Here is a 15,317-nt window from a genome sequence, read left to right as displayed (position 1 = left end):
GGCAACCGAAACTATCCCGGCAACCGGCGGCGGTGAGCATACTCACAGCTACGGCAGCGAGTGGAAGAACGATGCCGACAACCACTGGCATGAGTGCTCCTGCGGCGATAAGAAAGATACAGCAGCGCATACCGCCGGCGAATGGATCATCGATACCCCGGCAACAGCTACCACAAGCGGCACAAAGCATAAGAAATGCACCGTCTGCGGTTATACGATGGCAACCGAAACTATCCCGGCAACCGGCGGCGGTGAGCATACTCACAGCTACGGCTCCGACTGGAAGAACGATGCTACGAACCACTGGCATGAGTGCTCTTGCAGAGATAAGGCCGATAAGGCGGCACACGACTTCAAGTGGGTTGTTGACAAGGAAGCGACCGCAACGCAAAAGGGCTCCAAGCATGAGGAGTGCAGGGTTTGCGGCTACAAGAAGGCGACAGTTGAGATTCCGGCTACCGGAACACCGACTGAGCCGGGCAAGCCGACCGATTCGGATTCTCCGCAGACCGGTGACAACAGCAATATGATCCTTTGGATCGCACTGCTGTTTGTCAGCGGCGGCGTAGTGATCGGCATCACCGTTTACAGCAAAAAGAAGAAAGAAAACGTTGAATAAATCAGCTGCGAACCTTTGAGCAAAGGGCGGTGACGGACATTGCCGTCATCGCCCTTTCGCTTGGACTGGAGAAGAAATCTTCCATTGATTTATAGCCTGTCCACTTCATAAAGTGACGTATGTTGTTGATATAGGTATCTGCAGTTCGGGAGGACCTGTTACGAATCAGGCATTCCTCTCTGAGCTTGTTAAAATATTTTTCGTACATAATAAACCTCCATGATACTAGTAACGTTAATGAGTCACTGCCATCATGGATGTTCACGTATTAAAGATACCCTCTTGAGAAAAAGAGATTCTGGTGTTATTCTATTCATGGCAGTGTTAATGATGATCCTGTTCGATTGTTATTTTGTGGTGATTTAACAATACTACTTTTAGGGCTCATTATCTACTGCCTTTTTAAGTTAAAGAGAAAACTGTGCCACAGCCTTCTCAGGCCATCGCACAGCGATTTAGTTCAATTTCAGTTTGCAGAGCTGAGAAGATGAGTTGGACATAATACCCAGCTCAATCTTCCACATGTCAAGCGTTCAAAGGCGATGGTGGAGCAGATTGATGAACTGCATCAGGAAATCGAACAGCTTAAAACAGAAATACCGCCAGAAGATAATTCTTCTAGTAAGTTTGAGACACAGTTAGAAAGTATCATCAATATGGAATCTTTTGACAGAGAGAAAATCCAGAAGGTAATCAAAAAAGTGATTATCAATGGAGAGAACAATATAGAGATTGTATGGAATACAGATGATCCATTTTTCAAGTAAGATGGATGCTTATGGAGTTTGGAGTGTCGAGAAAATATGGCACTCCTTTCTTCTGCAGGCAAAATCACGGTGGATTTAAACAGTGCTGCAATGATGTGTTAGGGTTTCGATTACGCATGGATGAATATCCGCTGAGCTTTCCAGAATATTTTAGAGTGGTAGATTTGAGAAAAGGGAAAAAGGTAGACGATGGATATCGGGCAATACATTTATATTATCAAAGAGATAATCTGGCCTATCCGATAGAGATACAGCTTTGGTGCGGTGATGATTTCAAGTTTAATGTATGGAGCCATCGGTACATCTATAAGTATGATACCGCTGAAATTGGAAGAATGATGTATCAGAGTTATAAGGCAGGTATGATACAGAATGAAGAGGAATTTGTAGAACAGTTGAAAAAATTGAGAGGTGAGTAGAATGGGAGATAAAAAAATCTATGTAATTGCAAAGATTTTTGACAAGCAGGGTTGCATAGCCTACAGTTGCAAAACACCGAATGAGGCAAGATGTCTGCCGGGAACATTGGAAGCGATTCGGGCAGAAGGGGTGCAGATAGTAGTACTGGATTCACCGGATATTTATCCAGAGTATGCGCCATATGAATATATAGAGGATATGAAGGAATATATCGATCGGGTTTCAAAACTGAATGTTGCATAAGAAAAAGTAAGGGGCTGTCGCAAAATCATCAAAAACAGATGATTGAGCGGCAGCCTCTTACTTTTTCCGGAGAAGATACCGAATCAAAAAGGTTTGTTATGATAAAAACATTTGAAAGTGAGCGGGGAAAAGAATATACTAGTAGCAGGGGATTGAAGAAAAATAATGGAGAAAGAGGCTTCCGGCAGATGTATTGTTGCTTGAAAAAGTGCAAATGAATCTATAGGTATGGCAGGAGTACTTCACAGCTGTCATTACGACGTGGCTTCAAAAAAGTGGAAAGGGCATAATTCATGAGTTTGAGAAATGTTTTGATTATTGTGGACGATATCGAAGAGTCCATAAAATTTTATGAGGAACTGTTTGGACTGCGTGTGGTTACAAGGCTGGAAGACAATGTAATTATGTCTGAGGGACTGGTATTGCAGGATGCAAATGTATGGTACGACAGTACAAAACTACATACCGTACCATATAATAATAGGACGGAACTTTATTTTGTAGATCACGATATAGAGGGTATCATAAAGAAACTGGAGACTGGCCGAGAAGTTGTAACTTATGTTACAGAATTGATGGAGCTGGAGGGCGGGCAGAAGCTTGTAAGATTTTATGATCCATCGGGAAACCTGATTGAGGTTCGAACACCTGTGAATTACAAAGAATGACAGAATTGAGGGCAAGGGATGCAGATATTTGTGGATGCAGATGCGTGTCCGGTAGTAGGCATTGTAGAGAAAATAGCAGAGAAATACAACATATCAACCACATTGCTGTGTGATACGAACCATGTGCTGACTTCTGATTATAGCGAAGTAATTGTTGTCGGAGCAGGAGCAGATGCCGTAGATTATAAGCTGATTAGCATTTGCCATAAGGGTGATGTTGTAGTATCACAGGACTATGGGGTAGCTGCTATGGCTCTTGGAAAAGGTGCGTATGCTATTCACCAATCCGGTAAGTGGTATACGAACGAAAATATCGACCAGTTGCTTATGGAGCGGCACCTGAATAAGAAAGCAAGACGAGGTTCTCATAAGAATCATCTGAAAGGACCGAGAAAGCGTACAGAAGATGATGATATACGCTTTGCCCAGTCTTTTGAAAAACTTTTACGGATGATACAGAATGGAAGATAAAAAAGTGGAATAACCTTGATGGGGCTAATTTCTCAAAGAAAATAAATCGTACTTGCCCAAAACAACTGGGAAAGGCACTTCACAGCCGGATTTATCATAAGATAAGATAAATCCGCCTGTGAGGTGCCTTTTTTGAAGACGTTTCCGCAACCATTAGAGGCAGAAGAGGAGCAGTATTACTTGCAGAGGCTGAAAGAGGGCGATGGGCAGGCGCGCGATATTCTGGTGGAGCGTAATCTCCGACTGGTGGCGCATATTGTAAAAAAATACCAGGGCACAGGGGAAGAGACGGAGGATTTGATATCCATCGGGACCATCGGGCTTATCAAGGCTGTGACGACCTTCGACAGCGGGAAGGGGTCAAGGCTTGCAACCTACGCGGCACGGTGTGTGGAGAATGAGCTCCTGATGTACTTCCGCTCCAAAAAGAAAACCGCCCGGGAAACTTCCTATTATGATCCCATCGGCACGGACAAAGAGGGAAATGAAATTCATCTGCTGGACATCATGGAGAGCAGCGAGCGGGACGCGTTTTCCAGGGTCTGTCTGAAAGAGGACAGCCGGAAGCTTTACGCATTGCTCAGGAAAATTTTGACGGAACGGGAACGGACGGTGCTGGTCATGCGCTACGGCCTTTATAATGGGCGGGAATATACCCAGCGAGAGGTGGCGGCGAAGCTTGGAATCTCCCGTTCCTATATCAGCCGGATAGAAAAAAACGCGCTCTTAAAGCTGCGGGAATATTTTCCTGAGGAATGACTTGATTTGTCAAAGATGTCCAGTTTATAATAGAAGCGACAGTACGAAAAGTACAAAAGAGGAGAGCAGCGCCGGTTATGTTGAAGATAGGTTTTTGTGATGATGATTTATCGATATTGAAGGAGCTTCAGGTCTTACTGGATCATTATCGGGTAGAAAAGAATAGAGAGCTTGCGTACACGGCTTATCAAAGCCCGCTGGAGCTTCTGGCAGATATGGAAAAGGGGCTGCGTTTTGACATCCTGTTTCTGGATGTGCTGATGCCGGGACAGACCGGAATAGAGGCGGCCAGGGAAATACGGGAATTTGATACGGCGGTTAAGATTATTTTCCTGACTTCCTCAGCGGAATTCGCAGTGGAATCCTATACCGTAGGCGCGTACTTTTATCAGTTGAAGCCCATATGGGCGGAGAGCTTTTACCGGTTGATGGATTCGGTGATTGCCGAGTGCAAAAAGGCGGAACAGCGGAGTCTGATCATGCGCTGCAAGACCGGAATCACACGGATAGAACTGGAAAAACTGATTTGCTGCGAGGTTATGGGCCGGACGCTGTTGTTCTGCATGGAGGATGGCCGGACACTGGAAAGTCAGGGAAAGTTGGACGATTTGGCGGGACAGCTGGCCATATATGAGAATTTTCTGCGGCCACACCGCTCCTATCTGATCAATATGGATTATATCCGGACCCTTTCATCAAAAAGTATTGTCATGCAGAATCAGGAAGAAATTCCCATCCCCCATGGAAAATATTCCGATATCAAAACCCGGTACCTGGAATATGCCTTTGAGCGGCAGGGAATTGTGGTATAAAAGCCTTAGGAAGATTGAATGCAGATTTGGGGCGATTCATGTCGAATCGCTCCTTTTTTATGGAAAATCCGGTATCCTACAATCAGAAAGCGGCGGGGCCGTAAAAAAGAGGATAAAGGAGAATTTATTATGAAGAAGAAAGTGTTAGCAATGATTTTAGGTACCATGTTGGTTCTGTCTCTGGCAGCCTGCGGAGGTTCTGACGATGCGACAGAGGCTGATGCTACAGCGACTGAGGAGACTGCAGATACCGAAGAGGCGACAGAGGATACCGAGGAAGCAGCAGATGAGACGGCAGCAGAGGATGTGGAATTCGAAGAAGGCGATGACGGCCCCCTGTGGAGCATTGATATGATGACTGAGCCGGTAGACGTGGCAGATACCACCTGGAGCTTTACAGGCGGCTGCATTGACGGCGAGGAGCTGACGGATGAAGAAATCGCAGCATCTCTGGAGCAGTACGGCGGACAGCTTGATTTCGTGTTCAATGCGGATGGTACCGCAAAGATGGTACAGGGTGGCGGAGAAATAGACGGCACCTATGAGGCAGACAGCACCGGATACGGCGTATACTTTGATAACAATGGCAGTGAGCTGAAGTATTATTGCGCATTTGCTCAGCAGGATGACGGCAGCGTTGTCATGATTGCCCTTTCTGATACAACCGGTTACAACGGACTGTATTTCATGCAGTAAAAACAGAAATCCGAACGGCGGATGCGGCATGGTCCGCACCCGCCGTTTTTATGGACTGGTCACTTGGAAAAGCAAGGTAACGGGAACTATGAAAACAGGAATGATAGTGGGTTTGCTGCTGATACTGCTGGTGGGCTGGATAATCTCAGCACAGCGCAGACTGACGCCAATGGATGAAAATATAAAAAATGCCATGGGCCAGATCGGAGTGCAGTTATTCTCCCGTTATGAGGCAGCGATTGCCTTACTGGAGCTGTTGCAGCCGTATGGAGAAGAACTGTGGAAGACGGCGAGATGGCTTCAGGAAAAACGGCGCACAGTGACGGCGGAGACGGAGCCTGCTGACGCAGCCGAACAGGGCGTTTTGCTTTCGGAAGCACAGCGGATTTTACTGGAGGCAGTGGAGCGTTGTCCGGCTGCGCAGGAAAATAAAAACTGTCGAAATTATCTGGACGCATTGGATAGCTATGGAAAAATGCTTCAGACCAGCACATTGATTTACAATGATACGGTATCGAAATTTAATCAGAGTATAAGGCCGTTTCCGATGAATGTGGCGGCCAGATTGTTGCATTTTCAGAAAAAAGCATATCTGGAAATGAGATAACAGGAGGAATATTATGGGATTATTCAGCAACCACAAAAAAGTGTGCCCCATCTGCGGCAATCCGACCCCACGTCTGCTTCCGACGAAAATCGAGGATATGCCCATCTGTAAGGAATGTGATAAGAAAATTGATCTGCCGGACGGCGCAGTAAATGAAATGAATCTGGAGCGGTTTCGGCAATATCTGACGTTCTATGATCAGAATCAGACGCTGCGGGACACCTTCAATGAGACCTGGCGTTACGATTTCGGCTTCGGCGGCGGAAGTCTGCTTTTGGATACGGATCACCGGCTGCTGCGTCTGCGGGATGACGAGCGGGCGTTGGTGTTCGAAGTGTCAGCAATCAAGTCCTTTACCATTAAGGAGGACAGCACCGCCATCTATGCCAGTGGAAAGGAAAATCTGAAATGCCATGAGAGTGACGCGCCGGACAGAGTACGCGCCATGTCGAATCTGATCGAGCAGTTCCAGTTGCAGCGCCAGGAATTTGAATGGATGCTGCAGCGCCAGGATGCCGCGGTACGCCAGCATACCCGCAGCGGCAGTCCCATGCCCACGGTTATCGGCAATGAACCGAAACGGCTGACAACTCTCGATCGTCCCACCTTCGATACCAAAGGGCCGGTCCGCCAGTTCAAGGTAACGCTGAATCTTCAGCACCCCTACTGGAGCAAGATGCAGTGGAAGGTGGATGGCCCGTCCTTCGATCGGGACGATCCCAGCGTGGAGGAATATATCGAGAAATACGAAAAGAAGGAGAAGAAGCTTCATACGATGGCGAAGAAGCTGATGAAAATGATGAATCCGGCGGCAAAGGAGGACTGGGTATGAAGAAAAAATGGATAGCACTGTTTTTGTCCTGCGTCATGGCAGCGTCCCTGTGCGCCTGTGGCGGTGACGAAGAGGAAGCGGCTTCTCCATCTGTAAGTGCAGCTTCCGGCGAAGAAGGAACCTGGTCCATCTACTGGTATCTGTGCGGAAGTGATCTGGAGTCGGGCGGCGGCTTTGCTACCGGCGATCTGGCAGAACTGATGGAGGTAGAGCTGCCGGAAAATGTAAATGTGGTCATTGAAACCGGCGGTGCCAGTGAGTGGCAGAACGATGTGGTGGACGCGTCCAAGCTGCAGCGATGGGTCTATAACAGCGAGGGCCTGAATCTGGTGGACGAGCAGCCCTCTGCCAGCATGGGAGACGCAGAGACTCTGGCGGATTTCTTAAGCTTTGCGGAGACCAATTACCCGGCGGAAAAGACGGCAGTGGTATTCTGGAATCACGGCGGCGGCTCGGTGTCCGGCGCTTCTTTTGATGAAATTTATGGTTATGACTCACTAACTCTGGATGAGATGTACGCGGCATTTTCCAGCGTCTGGGAGCCTTCGGAAGAGGAGCAGCCGCTGGAGCTGGTTGGATTCGATACCTGCCTGATGGCGACCGTGGATGTGGCCAACACGTTTTCCGATCTGGCACATTACCTGGTGGCTTCCGAAGAGACAGAGCCAGCCAATGGCTGGTATTATTCTCAGTGGGTAGGAGCCTTGGCAGAAAATCCGGATATGGACGGAGAAGAACTTGGAAAAATCATTTGCGACGCCTATTATGCCGGCTGCGAGGAAGTAGGAACCCAGGATAATACGACGCTTTCTCTGACAGATTTATCCAGGGTAGGCCCGCTTCTTAAGGCTTATGAGACCTTTGGCGCGGAGGCGCTGTCCGCGGCCTGCACCGATCCGGCCTTTTTCTCCCAGTTTGCCCGTGCGGCTTCCCAGAGCGAGAATTATGGTGGAAATACCAAGGAGCAGGGTTATACGAATATGGTGGATTTGGGCCATATGGCCCGCCAAAGCTCCGGCATGCTTGGATCCGCCCAGAGTGTGCTGGACGCCCTGGATGCGTGTGTGCTTTATCAGGTGGGCGGCCAGTACCGCAGTGAGGCGACCGGTCTTTCCTGTTACTATTCCTACAATGGTGATGTCAATGATTTCAACGGTTACGCAGGCGTAGGAGCAGGTCTTGCTTTCAAATATTTCTATGCTTATGAGCTGACCGGCGAGTTGGATGATTCGGGTATGAAATACATTGCCGATATGGATTTCACGGAACTTCCGACCGTGGAAAATCTGCTGAGTGTGGACTGGGACGGCAAAGCGCTGGAAGTGAACGGGGACGGCGTATCCTATCTGACCCTGGGACCGGAGGCCAATGATATCCTGGCGGGCATCGGCTTCTCTCTCTATTATGTGGATGAGGGAAATGACATGATGCTGCTTCTGGGTACGGATAACGATATGGAAGCAGATTGGGACAACGGTATCTTTTACGACAATTTCCGCAATGTCTGGGGAAGCATCGACGGCAATCTGGCTTATATGGAGTTAAGCTACGAGAGTGAAGATTACAATCTGTATGCCGTACCGGTTCTTCTGAACGGTGAGGCTTATAACCTTCAGGTAGTATACGATTTCAATACCGAGGAGTGGAGTATCCTGGGCGCGCGCCAGGGTATCGACGACAGCGGCATGGCAGACAAGGAGCTGCGTCTGCTGGAAGAGGGTGATGAGCTGACCACCATCTGGTATATGGCCAGCGTCAGCGGCGAGGATGAATTCGAGGCTTATACAGCGGATACCTTCACGGTGACAGCGGACACAGCCTTTGGCGAAATGGAACTGCCGGACGGCTCTTATTCCATGGTTTATGAGATGCGTGACGCCATGGACAATTACGCTTACTCTGACGCGGTTTTCTTTGACTGTGCAGGGGGCGAAATTACGACAACCGTATACGAATAAGCAGAGAGAAGGGCGGCGGCGCGGCAGCGCAGCCGTTCCTTTTGTGTGAAACAGGTTGTGAACATTGCCGAAAAAAATAAAAAAAGAATAAAACAGCAGATTTTTTTTCGAAAATGCGATATGCTTTTCTCAGATTGTTCCGGAAGTCTCCGGGGGTTTCCATATATTACAGAAGAAAAAGAGAATAAAGGGGAAGAAGTGGAGGAAATCTTTTGTTTTGTAAGGTTTTATCGGCGGCTATCGGCGGCGTGGAGGGTTATCCGGTTCGTGTGGAGGCAGATGTAAGCGAAGGTATGCCGGGCTTTCTGATGGTGGGCTATCTGGCGTCGGAGGTGCGGGAAGCGGCAGATCGGGTGCGGACGGCCCTGCGCAATACCGGTTATCCGCTTCCGACGAAGCGTATTACTGTGAATCTGGCCCCGGCCAGCATCCGAAAGGAAGGTTCCAGGTTTGACTTGGCAGTGGCTGCCGCAGTTTTGGGAGCAATGGAGAAGATTCCTGCCGGAAATCTGGATGGCTTGATGATTGTGGGCGAGTTAAGCCTGAGCGGTCAGGTACTGGGTGTCTCCGGCGTGCTGGCACTGGTGGAAAAGGCAAAAAAACTGGGGCTTCGTCGCTGTATCGTTCCTGCTGTGAATGCCCGTGAGGGAGCGGTATTTCGGGATATGGAAGTTGTGGGTGTGTCAAAGCTTAAGGAATTAATAGAAATCTTACAACATCCGGAACAGGCCGGAAAGACGGTTGTAGATGTGGACGCACTGTTCTCTGAACAGGCGGCGGAAAGTGAAGGACAGGAGGATTTTGCCCAGATATATGGACAGACAGAAGTGAAGCGGGCGGCAGAAATTGCAGCCGCGGGCATGCACAATTTTCTGATGATTGGTCCGCCAGGCTCTGGTAAAACCATGATTGCCCGAAGGATTCCGGGAATTCTGCCAAGACTGTCCCTGGAAGAAAGCCTGGAGATTACAAAAATTTACAGTATCGCGGGATTGCTGCCGGAGCGGGGGTCTCTGCTTTTAAAGCGTCCCTTCCGTTCACCCCATCACACCACCACGGCGGAGGCCCTGGCTGGCGGCGGTCGGATCCCCGGACCGGGGGAAGTATCCCTGAGCTCCAAAGGAATCCTTTTTTTAGATGAGCTGCCGGAATTTCGCCGGGCTGCCCTGGAGATTTTGCGCCAGCCTCTGGAGGAGAAGCGGATCTGTATCAGCCGAACGGCGGGAATCTATACATTTCCGGCGGATTTCATGCTGGTGGCGGCCATGAATCCCTGCGCCTGCGGCTATTATCCGGACAGGAACCGCTGCTGCTGCGCCCAGCGGGATGTGATTCGATATCTGGGAAAGCTGTCTCAGCCTTTGTTAGATCGGATCGACATCTGCGCCAATGTTTCTCCGGTGGGGTTCGACGCCCTGCAGCAGACCGGAAAGGAGGAATCCACGGCGGAGATTCGCACTCGGGTGGAGCAGGCCCATGAGATACAAAAAGAGCGTTACCTGGGATTGAAGGCACGATTCAACGCCCAGCTTGGCGCAGGCGATACAGAAAAATACTGTGGGCTTGGGAAAAAGGAAAAAGAGCTGTTGGGGGACGCCTTTGATGCATTAAATTTAAGCGCCCGGGCATATCATAGGATTGTCCGGGTGGCCAGAACCATTGCGGATTTGGAAGGAAAAGAACAGATAGAAGAAAGGCATATATTGGAGGCGTTGGGATACAGGCCGCCCGATCGGAATTTATGGATGAAGGGGATATAGAAGGATGGCAGAGAAAAATTACTGGCAGTGGTTTTGCAGCAGCCTCTTTTACGCTCCCGGCCTGGAACATAAATTACTGGAAAAATATGGAACGCCTGAGCGGGTTTTTCACAGCAAAGAACAGGAGCTGACGGAAAGTTTTCCCTCGAATCAGGAGAAACTGACGATACTGGCCGTAAACCGGAAAAAATGGGACTTTAACCGGGAAGCGGAGCGCCTGCAGCGGCTTAATCTTACCTTTTTAAGTATCGAAGATCCCCGCTATCCCAAGCGGCTCGGCACAATTCCGGACGCGCCCTGTGGTCTCTTTGTCCGGGGAAAGCTTCCTGAGGAAGAAAAATCTGCAGTCGCCATTGTGGGAGCCCGGGACTGTACCACGTATGGCCGCAATCTGTCCCAGTGGTTCGGTGGGGAGCTGGCGGCAGCTGGGGTACAGATTTTAAGTGGCATGGCCCGGGGTATCGACGCTTACAGCCATTACGGGGCATTGAAAAAGGATGGCGCGACCTTTGCGGTGCTGGCAGGCGGAGCGGACATGTGCTATCCGGAATCCAACCGGGATATTTATATGGAACTGGAACGGCGGGGCGGAATCATTTCCGAGTGTCCACCGGGCGTCCGGCCTCTGAAATATTATTTCCCATTAAGAAACCGGATCTTAAGCGGCATGTCGGATCTGGTACTTATAATAGAAGCAAGGGAGAAAAGCGGCTCTCTTATTACCGCCGATTATGGGCTGGAGCAGGGAAAGGAAGTCTATGCGGCCCCGGGACCCCTGGGAGAGGCCTTAAGCGCCGGCTGTAATAACCTGATAAGACAGGGAGCCGGGATCGCCATTTCACCGGAACAGCTGTTAGAAGTTCTCCATATTTTACCGGGATTTAACAGGAAAAAAATGCAAGAAAATAAAATTGTGCTTGAAAGGTCTGAAAATTTGGTGTATAGTTGTTTACGCTTGCAGGCTCAGAGCCTGGCGGAGATCTGCGCGAAAACAGGACTTACGCCCGGAGAGACCTTGAGCGTTATGACAAAACTGCAAATGAAAGGCTATGCCAAAGAAGTATATAAAAATTATTATACGCTTTCTTAAGAGCATTTGCAGCAGACAGCGGATATCAAAGAAAGAGAGTAAGTATTATGGCAAAGAATCTGGTTATCGTGGAGTCTCCCGCAAAGGTAAAAACCATCAAGAAATTTCTGGGATCCAACTATGAGGTGCTGGCGTCCCAGGGACATGTAAGAGATTTGCCCAAGAGCCAGCTGGGTTTCGATGCGGAGCACGACTACGAACCCAAATACATTACCATTCGCGGCAAGGGTGATATTCTTGCTAAGCTGCGCAAAGAAGCGAAGAAAGCAGATAAAGTATATCTTGCAACCGACCCTGACCGGGAAGGCGAGGCGATTTCCTGGCATCTGTCCCAGGCGCTGAAGCTGGACCCGAAGAAAATGTACCGGATTACCTTTAACGAGATTACCAAGAGTGCGGTAAAGGAATCCTTAAAAAATGCCCGTGAGATCGACATGGATCTGGTCAATGCCCAGCAGGCCCGTCGGATGCTGGACCGTATGGTAGGTTACCGTATCAGCCCGATTCTCTGGGCGAAGGTAAAAAGAGGTTTAAGCGCAGGCCGCGTACAATCTGTGGCACTCCGTCTGATTGCGGATCGGGAGGAAGAGATCAATGCGTTTGTACCGGAAGAGTACTGGACATTGGACGCGGATTTTCTGGCGGACGGCGGTAAAAAGCCGCTGCAGGCCCATTTCTACGGCACGAAGGACGGTAAAATGACTGTGAAGTCCAAAGAAGAGATGGAGCAGATCCTGAAGGAGCTGGATGGCGTCTCCTATGAGGTCAGTGAGGTGAAGAACGGCGAGCGAGTGAAAAAAGCGCCCCTTCCTTTTACAACCAGTACCCTGCAGCAGGAGGCTTCCAAAACCCTGAACTTTTCCACCCAGAAGACCATGAGCGTGGCACAGCAGCTTTACGAGGGTGTGGATATTAAGGGCAGTGGCACGGTGGCGCTGATTTCTTACCTGCGTACCGATTCTACCCGTGTATCGGAGGAAGCAGCGAAGGCGGCGCATGAATACATTGCTTCCAATTACGGAGAAAATTATACATCCAAAGGTCAGAGCGCCAAGACCAGCGGCAAGAAGATTCAGGACGCCCATGAGGCAATTCGCCCCACGGATCTGTCCCGGACACCGGCTGCTGTGAAGGATTCCCTGACCAGAGAGCAGTTCCGCCTGTATCAGCTGATCTGGAAACGGTTTGCAGCCAGCCAGATGGCGGACGCAGTCTATGAGACCTCTTCCGTGAAGATAGACGGAGGCAAATACCGTTTCACCATGTCTGCGTCCCGGGTGACCTTCGACGGTTTCATGGCGGTTTATGTGCAGGATGAGGAAAAAGAGGGAGACAGCCGTCTCCTGAAAGGATTCAGTAAGGATACGAAACTTTCGCTGAAGGAATTTGAGAGCAAACAGCATTTCACACAGCCGCCGGCTCACTATACAGAGGCAGCGCTGGTAAAGACCCTGGAGGAGCTGGGTATCGGACGTCCCAGCACCTATGCGCCGACGATTACGACGATTATCGCCCGCCGTTATGTGTCAAAGGAAAATAAGAACCTGTATCTGACCGAACTGGGTGAGGTCGTTAACAATATGATGAAGCAGGCCTTCCCCACCATCGTGGAGACTGATTTTACGGCTAATATGGAAGGACTTCTGGACTGCGTTGAAGAGGGAACCGTCAACTGGAAGACGGTTGTAGAGAATTTCTACCCGGATTTGGAAAAAGCGGTTGAGGCAGCGGAAAAAGAGCTGAAAGAGGTAAAGATTGAGGATGAGGTAACTGACGTGGTCTGCGAGGAGTGCGGCCGTCATATGGTTATCAAATACGGTCCCCATGGCCGTTTCCTTGCTTGCCCGGGCTTCCCGGAGTGCCGCAATACCAAGCCATATCTGGAAAAAATCGGCGTACCGTGCCCGAAATGCGGCAAGGACGTGGTACTTCGCAGAACCAAGAAGGGAAGAAAATATTACGGCTGTGAGAATAATCCGGAATGTGATTTCATGTCCTGGCAGAAGCCTTCGAAGGAAAAATGCCCGGTCTGCGGCAGTTATATGGTAGAAAAGGGCAGCAAGCTGGTCTGCGCCAATGAAACCTGCGGCCATGTAATGCTGAAGAAACAGGATGAGAAGTGAGTAGTCAGAAAACTTTGAAAATATAGATTGAAAAATGGATAGAATTGTGATAAAATTCATATAAATTCCGAGTTATTGAAAAAATAAAGCGAAAAGGTAGAAAAAGAACGCTTTCGGGAACTAAAATACGATGGAGGGAACAGAGTGAGCGTACAATTATTGGATAAAACAAGAAAGATCAATAAGCTGCTGCACAATAACAATTCCAGTAAAGTGGTATTCAACGATATCTGTGAGGTGCTGACAGAAATTCTGAATTCTAATATTCTGGTTATCAGTAAGAAGGGTAAAGTGCTGGGTATCAGCCATTGTGAAGGTGTGGAGGAGATTCAGGAGCTGATCGTAGATGAAGTTGGCGCGCATATTGACGAAGCGCTGAACGAGCGCCTCTTAAGTATCCTGTCCACCAAGGAGAACGTGAATCTGCAGACCCTGGGCTTTGAATCCGAGAATGTTCGCGATTATCAGGCTATCATTACTCCGATTGATATCGCAGGCGAGCGTCTGGGAACCCTGTTCCTGTATAAATACAAAGAGCAGTACGATATCGACGACATTATCTTAAGCGAGTACGGCACCACCGTTGTAGGTCTGGAAATGATGCGTTCTGTCAATGAGGAGAACGAGGAAGAGAAGAGAAAGGTCCAGATTGTAAAATCCGCCATCAGCACCCTGTCATTCTCGGAGCTGGAGGCTATTACCCATATCTTCGAGGAGCTGAAGGGCAACGAAGGTATCCTGGTAGCCAGCCGTATCGCTGACAGCGTGGGCATCACCCGTTCCGTCATCGTCAACGCCCTTCGGAAATTCGAGAGTGCAGGCGTCATTGAGTCCCGTTCCTCCGGAATGAAGGGAACCTACATTAAAGTAGTGAACGATGTGGTATTCGATGAGTTGGCGAAATTAAAGAAAGAATCATAAGGCTTCCAAAATGAGAATACGATTACAGTGCAGAAAAAGATTCAAAAAGAACGATTTCTGCACTGTTTTTATGTAATAGGAAATTCCATCGTAGTTTCTAAAAAAAGCATAAAATCCAAAAAAGCGGTTGACAAATTTTCTGGAAAGATTTAATATAATAACCGTAAGTTAGCACTCATATTGAACGAGTGCTAATAATAAAATGAGGATAAGATGAAAATCCAAGGAGGAATAGAAATGAAGTTAGTACCGTTGGGAGACAGAGTTGTACTGAAGCAGTTTGAAGCAGAGGAGACTACCGCATCCGGAATCATTCTGGCAAGCAAGTCTCAGGAGAAGCCGCAGCAGGCTGAGGTCGTAGCAGTAGGACCTGGTGGAATGGTAGATGGAAAAGAAGTTACCATGCACGTAAAGGTTGGCGATAAGGTTATCTATTCCAAGTATGCCGGAAATGAAGTAAAGCTTGGCGACGAAGAGTACATGATTGTAAAGCAGAATGACATCCTTGCAATTGTAGAGTAATATCGAAAGATATTATTCTTTGCCGAATGGCATCCTGAGCGGAGCGTGC

18 protein-coding genes are annotated in these 15,317 nt (G+C 48.8%); 17 read left to right on the top strand and 1 reads right to left on the bottom strand.

Annotated elements, in window-relative coordinates:
• Window positions 1-619 (top strand): LPXTG cell wall anchor domain-containing protein (locus WMO29_RS10255; protein WP_349164706.1); only part of this gene is annotated, 619 nt, incomplete at its 5' end.
• Between the two features lies 1 nt (window position 620).
• Here WMO29_RS10255 and WMO29_RS10250 read toward each other — a convergent pair.
• Window positions 621-827, bottom strand: a complete 207-nt coding sequence (locus WMO29_RS10250; protein ID WP_117781706.1) for a hypothetical protein — start codon at window positions 825-827, stop codon at window positions 621-623.
• A 334-nt stretch (window positions 828-1,161) separates the two neighbouring features.
• Here WMO29_RS10250 and WMO29_RS10245 point away from each other — a divergent pair, with 334 nt between their 5' ends.
• From WMO29_RS10245 to WMO29_RS10170, 16 genes are all read left to right on the top strand, one after another.
• Window positions 1,162-1,386 carry a hypothetical protein gene (locus WMO29_RS10245; protein ID WP_349164705.1) on the top strand — a complete coding sequence of 75 codons (225 nt, stop codon included), beginning with the start codon at window positions 1,162-1,164 and terminating at the stop codon, window positions 1,384-1,386.
• Between the two features lie 11 nt (window positions 1,387-1,397).
• The gene (locus tag WMO29_RS10240; RefSeq protein ID WP_349164704.1) at window positions 1,398-1,805 is read left to right on the top strand and encodes a hypothetical protein; all 408 of its coding nucleotides are present in this window, start codon (window positions 1,398-1,400) and stop codon (window positions 1,803-1,805) included.
• 1 nt (window position 1,806) lies between these two features.
• Window positions 1,807-2,049, top strand: a complete 243-nt coding sequence (locus WMO29_RS10235; RefSeq protein ID WP_158362368.1) for a DUF6718 family protein — start codon at window positions 1,807-1,809, stop codon at window positions 2,047-2,049.
• A gap of 293 nt (window positions 2,050-2,342) precedes the next feature.
• Window positions 2,343-2,717, top strand: coding sequence for a VOC family protein (locus WMO29_RS10230; protein WP_349164703.1), 375 nt, complete (start codon window positions 2,343-2,345; stop codon window positions 2,715-2,717).
• An 18-nt stretch (window positions 2,718-2,735) separates the two neighbouring features.
• The gene (locus WMO29_RS10225; RefSeq protein ID WP_349164702.1) at window positions 2,736-3,188 is read left to right on the top strand and encodes a YaiI/YqxD family protein; all 453 of its coding nucleotides are present in this window, start codon (window positions 2,736-2,738) and stop codon (window positions 3,186-3,188) included.
• A 132-nt stretch (window positions 3,189-3,320) separates the two neighbouring features.
• A complete protein-coding gene (gene sigK / locus WMO29_RS10220) occupies window positions 3,321-3,947 on the top strand; it encodes an RNA polymerase sporulation sigma factor SigK (RefSeq protein WP_349164701.1) in 627 nt (208 codons plus the stop codon).
• A 77-nt stretch (window positions 3,948-4,024) separates the two neighbouring features.
• Complete coding sequence (locus WMO29_RS10215; RefSeq protein WP_349164700.1) at window positions 4,025-4,759, top strand: LytR/AlgR family response regulator transcription factor; 735 nt, start codon at window positions 4,025-4,027, stop codon at window positions 4,757-4,759.
• Between the two features lie 129 nt (window positions 4,760-4,888).
• The gene (locus WMO29_RS10210; RefSeq protein ID WP_349164699.1) at window positions 4,889-5,455 is read left to right on the top strand and encodes an isomerase; all 567 of its coding nucleotides are present in this window, start codon (window positions 4,889-4,891) and stop codon (window positions 5,453-5,455) included.
• 88 nt (window positions 5,456-5,543) lie between these two features.
• A complete protein-coding gene (locus tag WMO29_RS10205) occupies window positions 5,544-6,062 on the top strand; it encodes a LemA family protein (RefSeq protein ID WP_349164698.1) in 519 nt (172 codons plus the stop codon).
• Window positions 6,063-6,075: 13 nt separating this feature from the next.
• Entirely contained in the window at window positions 6,076-6,894 is an 819-nt protein-coding gene (locus tag WMO29_RS10200) for a DUF4428 domain-containing protein (protein ID WP_349164697.1), read from the top strand.
• Window positions 6,891-8,852 carry a clostripain-related cysteine peptidase gene (locus tag WMO29_RS10195; protein WP_349164696.1) on the top strand — a complete coding sequence of 654 codons (1,962 nt, stop codon included), beginning with the start codon at window positions 6,891-6,893 and terminating at the stop codon, window positions 8,850-8,852. The genes WMO29_RS10200 and WMO29_RS10195 overlap by 4 nt, the downstream gene beginning before the upstream one ends.
• 212 nt (window positions 8,853-9,064) lie before the next feature.
• Entirely contained in the window at window positions 9,065-10,612 is a 1,548-nt protein-coding gene (locus WMO29_RS10190) for a YifB family Mg chelatase-like AAA ATPase (RefSeq protein ID WP_349164695.1), read from the top strand.
• Window positions 10,613-10,616: 4 nt separating this feature from the next.
• The gene (dprA, locus tag WMO29_RS10185; RefSeq protein WP_349164694.1) at window positions 10,617-11,702 is read left to right on the top strand and encodes a DNA-processing protein DprA; all 1,086 of its coding nucleotides are present in this window, start codon (window positions 10,617-10,619) and stop codon (window positions 11,700-11,702) included.
• Between the two features lie 47 nt (window positions 11,703-11,749).
• A complete protein-coding gene (topA, locus tag WMO29_RS10180; RefSeq protein WP_349164693.1) occupies window positions 11,750-13,825 on the top strand; it encodes a type I DNA topoisomerase in 2,076 nt (691 codons plus the stop codon).
• 144 nt (window positions 13,826-13,969) lie between these two features.
• Entirely contained in the window at window positions 13,970-14,746 is a 777-nt protein-coding gene (gene codY, locus WMO29_RS10175) for a GTP-sensing pleiotropic transcriptional regulator CodY (protein WP_178039273.1), read from the top strand.
• Between the two features lie 237 nt (window positions 14,747-14,983).
• Window positions 14,984-15,268 (top strand): co-chaperone GroES, encoded by a 285-nt coding sequence (locus WMO29_RS10170; protein WP_178039274.1) that lies wholly within the window; start codon window positions 14,984-14,986, stop codon window positions 15,266-15,268.
• The last annotated feature ends 49 nt before the right edge of the window (window positions 15,269-15,317 follow it).

The sequence above is a fragment of the Laedolimicola intestinihominis genome (assembly GCF_040096155.1).
In the GTDB taxonomy this organism is placed as follows: domain Bacteria; phylum Bacillota; class Clostridia; order Lachnospirales; family Lachnospiraceae; genus Laedolimicola; species Laedolimicola intestinihominis.
Note: the sequence above shows the minus strand (reverse complement) of the source record. Positions and strands in the feature narration are given on the sequence as shown.

Excerpts from the sequence above, each read along its gene's own strand:
- WMO29_RS10250 (WP_117781706.1), bottom strand. The coding sequence starts at position 827 with ATGTACGAAAAATATTTTAACAAGCTCAGAGAGGAATGCCTGATTCGT.
- WMO29_RS10245 (WP_349164705.1), top strand. The coding sequence starts at position 1,162 with ATGGTGGAGCAGATTGATGAACTGCATCAGGAAATCGAACAGCTTAAA.
- dprA (WP_349164694.1), top strand. The coding sequence starts at position 10,617 with ATGGCAGAGAAAAATTACTGGCAGTGGTTTTGCAGCAGCCTCTTTTAC.
- WMO29_RS10200 (WP_349164697.1), top strand. The coding sequence starts at position 6,076 with ATGGGATTATTCAGCAACCACAAAAAAGTGTGCCCCATCTGCGGCAAT.
- WMO29_RS10225 (WP_349164702.1), top strand. The coding sequence starts at position 2,736 with ATGCAGATATTTGTGGATGCAGATGCGTGTCCGGTAGTAGGCATTGTA.
- WMO29_RS10230 (WP_349164703.1), top strand. The coding sequence starts at position 2,343 with ATGAGTTTGAGAAATGTTTTGATTATTGTGGACGATATCGAAGAGTCC.
- WMO29_RS10205 (WP_349164698.1), top strand. The coding sequence starts at position 5,544 with ATGAAAACAGGAATGATAGTGGGTTTGCTGCTGATACTGCTGGTGGGC.
- WMO29_RS10170 (WP_178039274.1), top strand. The coding sequence starts at position 14,984 with ATGAAGTTAGTACCGTTGGGAGACAGAGTTGTACTGAAGCAGTTTGAA.
- WMO29_RS10210 (WP_349164699.1), top strand. The coding sequence starts at position 4,889 with ATGAAGAAGAAAGTGTTAGCAATGATTTTAGGTACCATGTTGGTTCTG.
- WMO29_RS10195 (WP_349164696.1), top strand. The coding sequence starts at position 6,891 with ATGAAGAAAAAATGGATAGCACTGTTTTTGTCCTGCGTCATGGCAGCG.
- WMO29_RS10235 (WP_158362368.1), top strand. The coding sequence starts at position 1,807 with ATGGGAGATAAAAAAATCTATGTAATTGCAAAGATTTTTGACAAGCAG.
- WMO29_RS10240 (WP_349164704.1), top strand. The coding sequence starts at position 1,398 with ATGGAGTTTGGAGTGTCGAGAAAATATGGCACTCCTTTCTTCTGCAGG.
- topA (WP_349164693.1), top strand. The coding sequence starts at position 11,750 with ATGGCAAAGAATCTGGTTATCGTGGAGTCTCCCGCAAAGGTAAAAACC.
- WMO29_RS10215 (WP_349164700.1), top strand. The coding sequence starts at position 4,025 with ATGTTGAAGATAGGTTTTTGTGATGATGATTTATCGATATTGAAGGAG.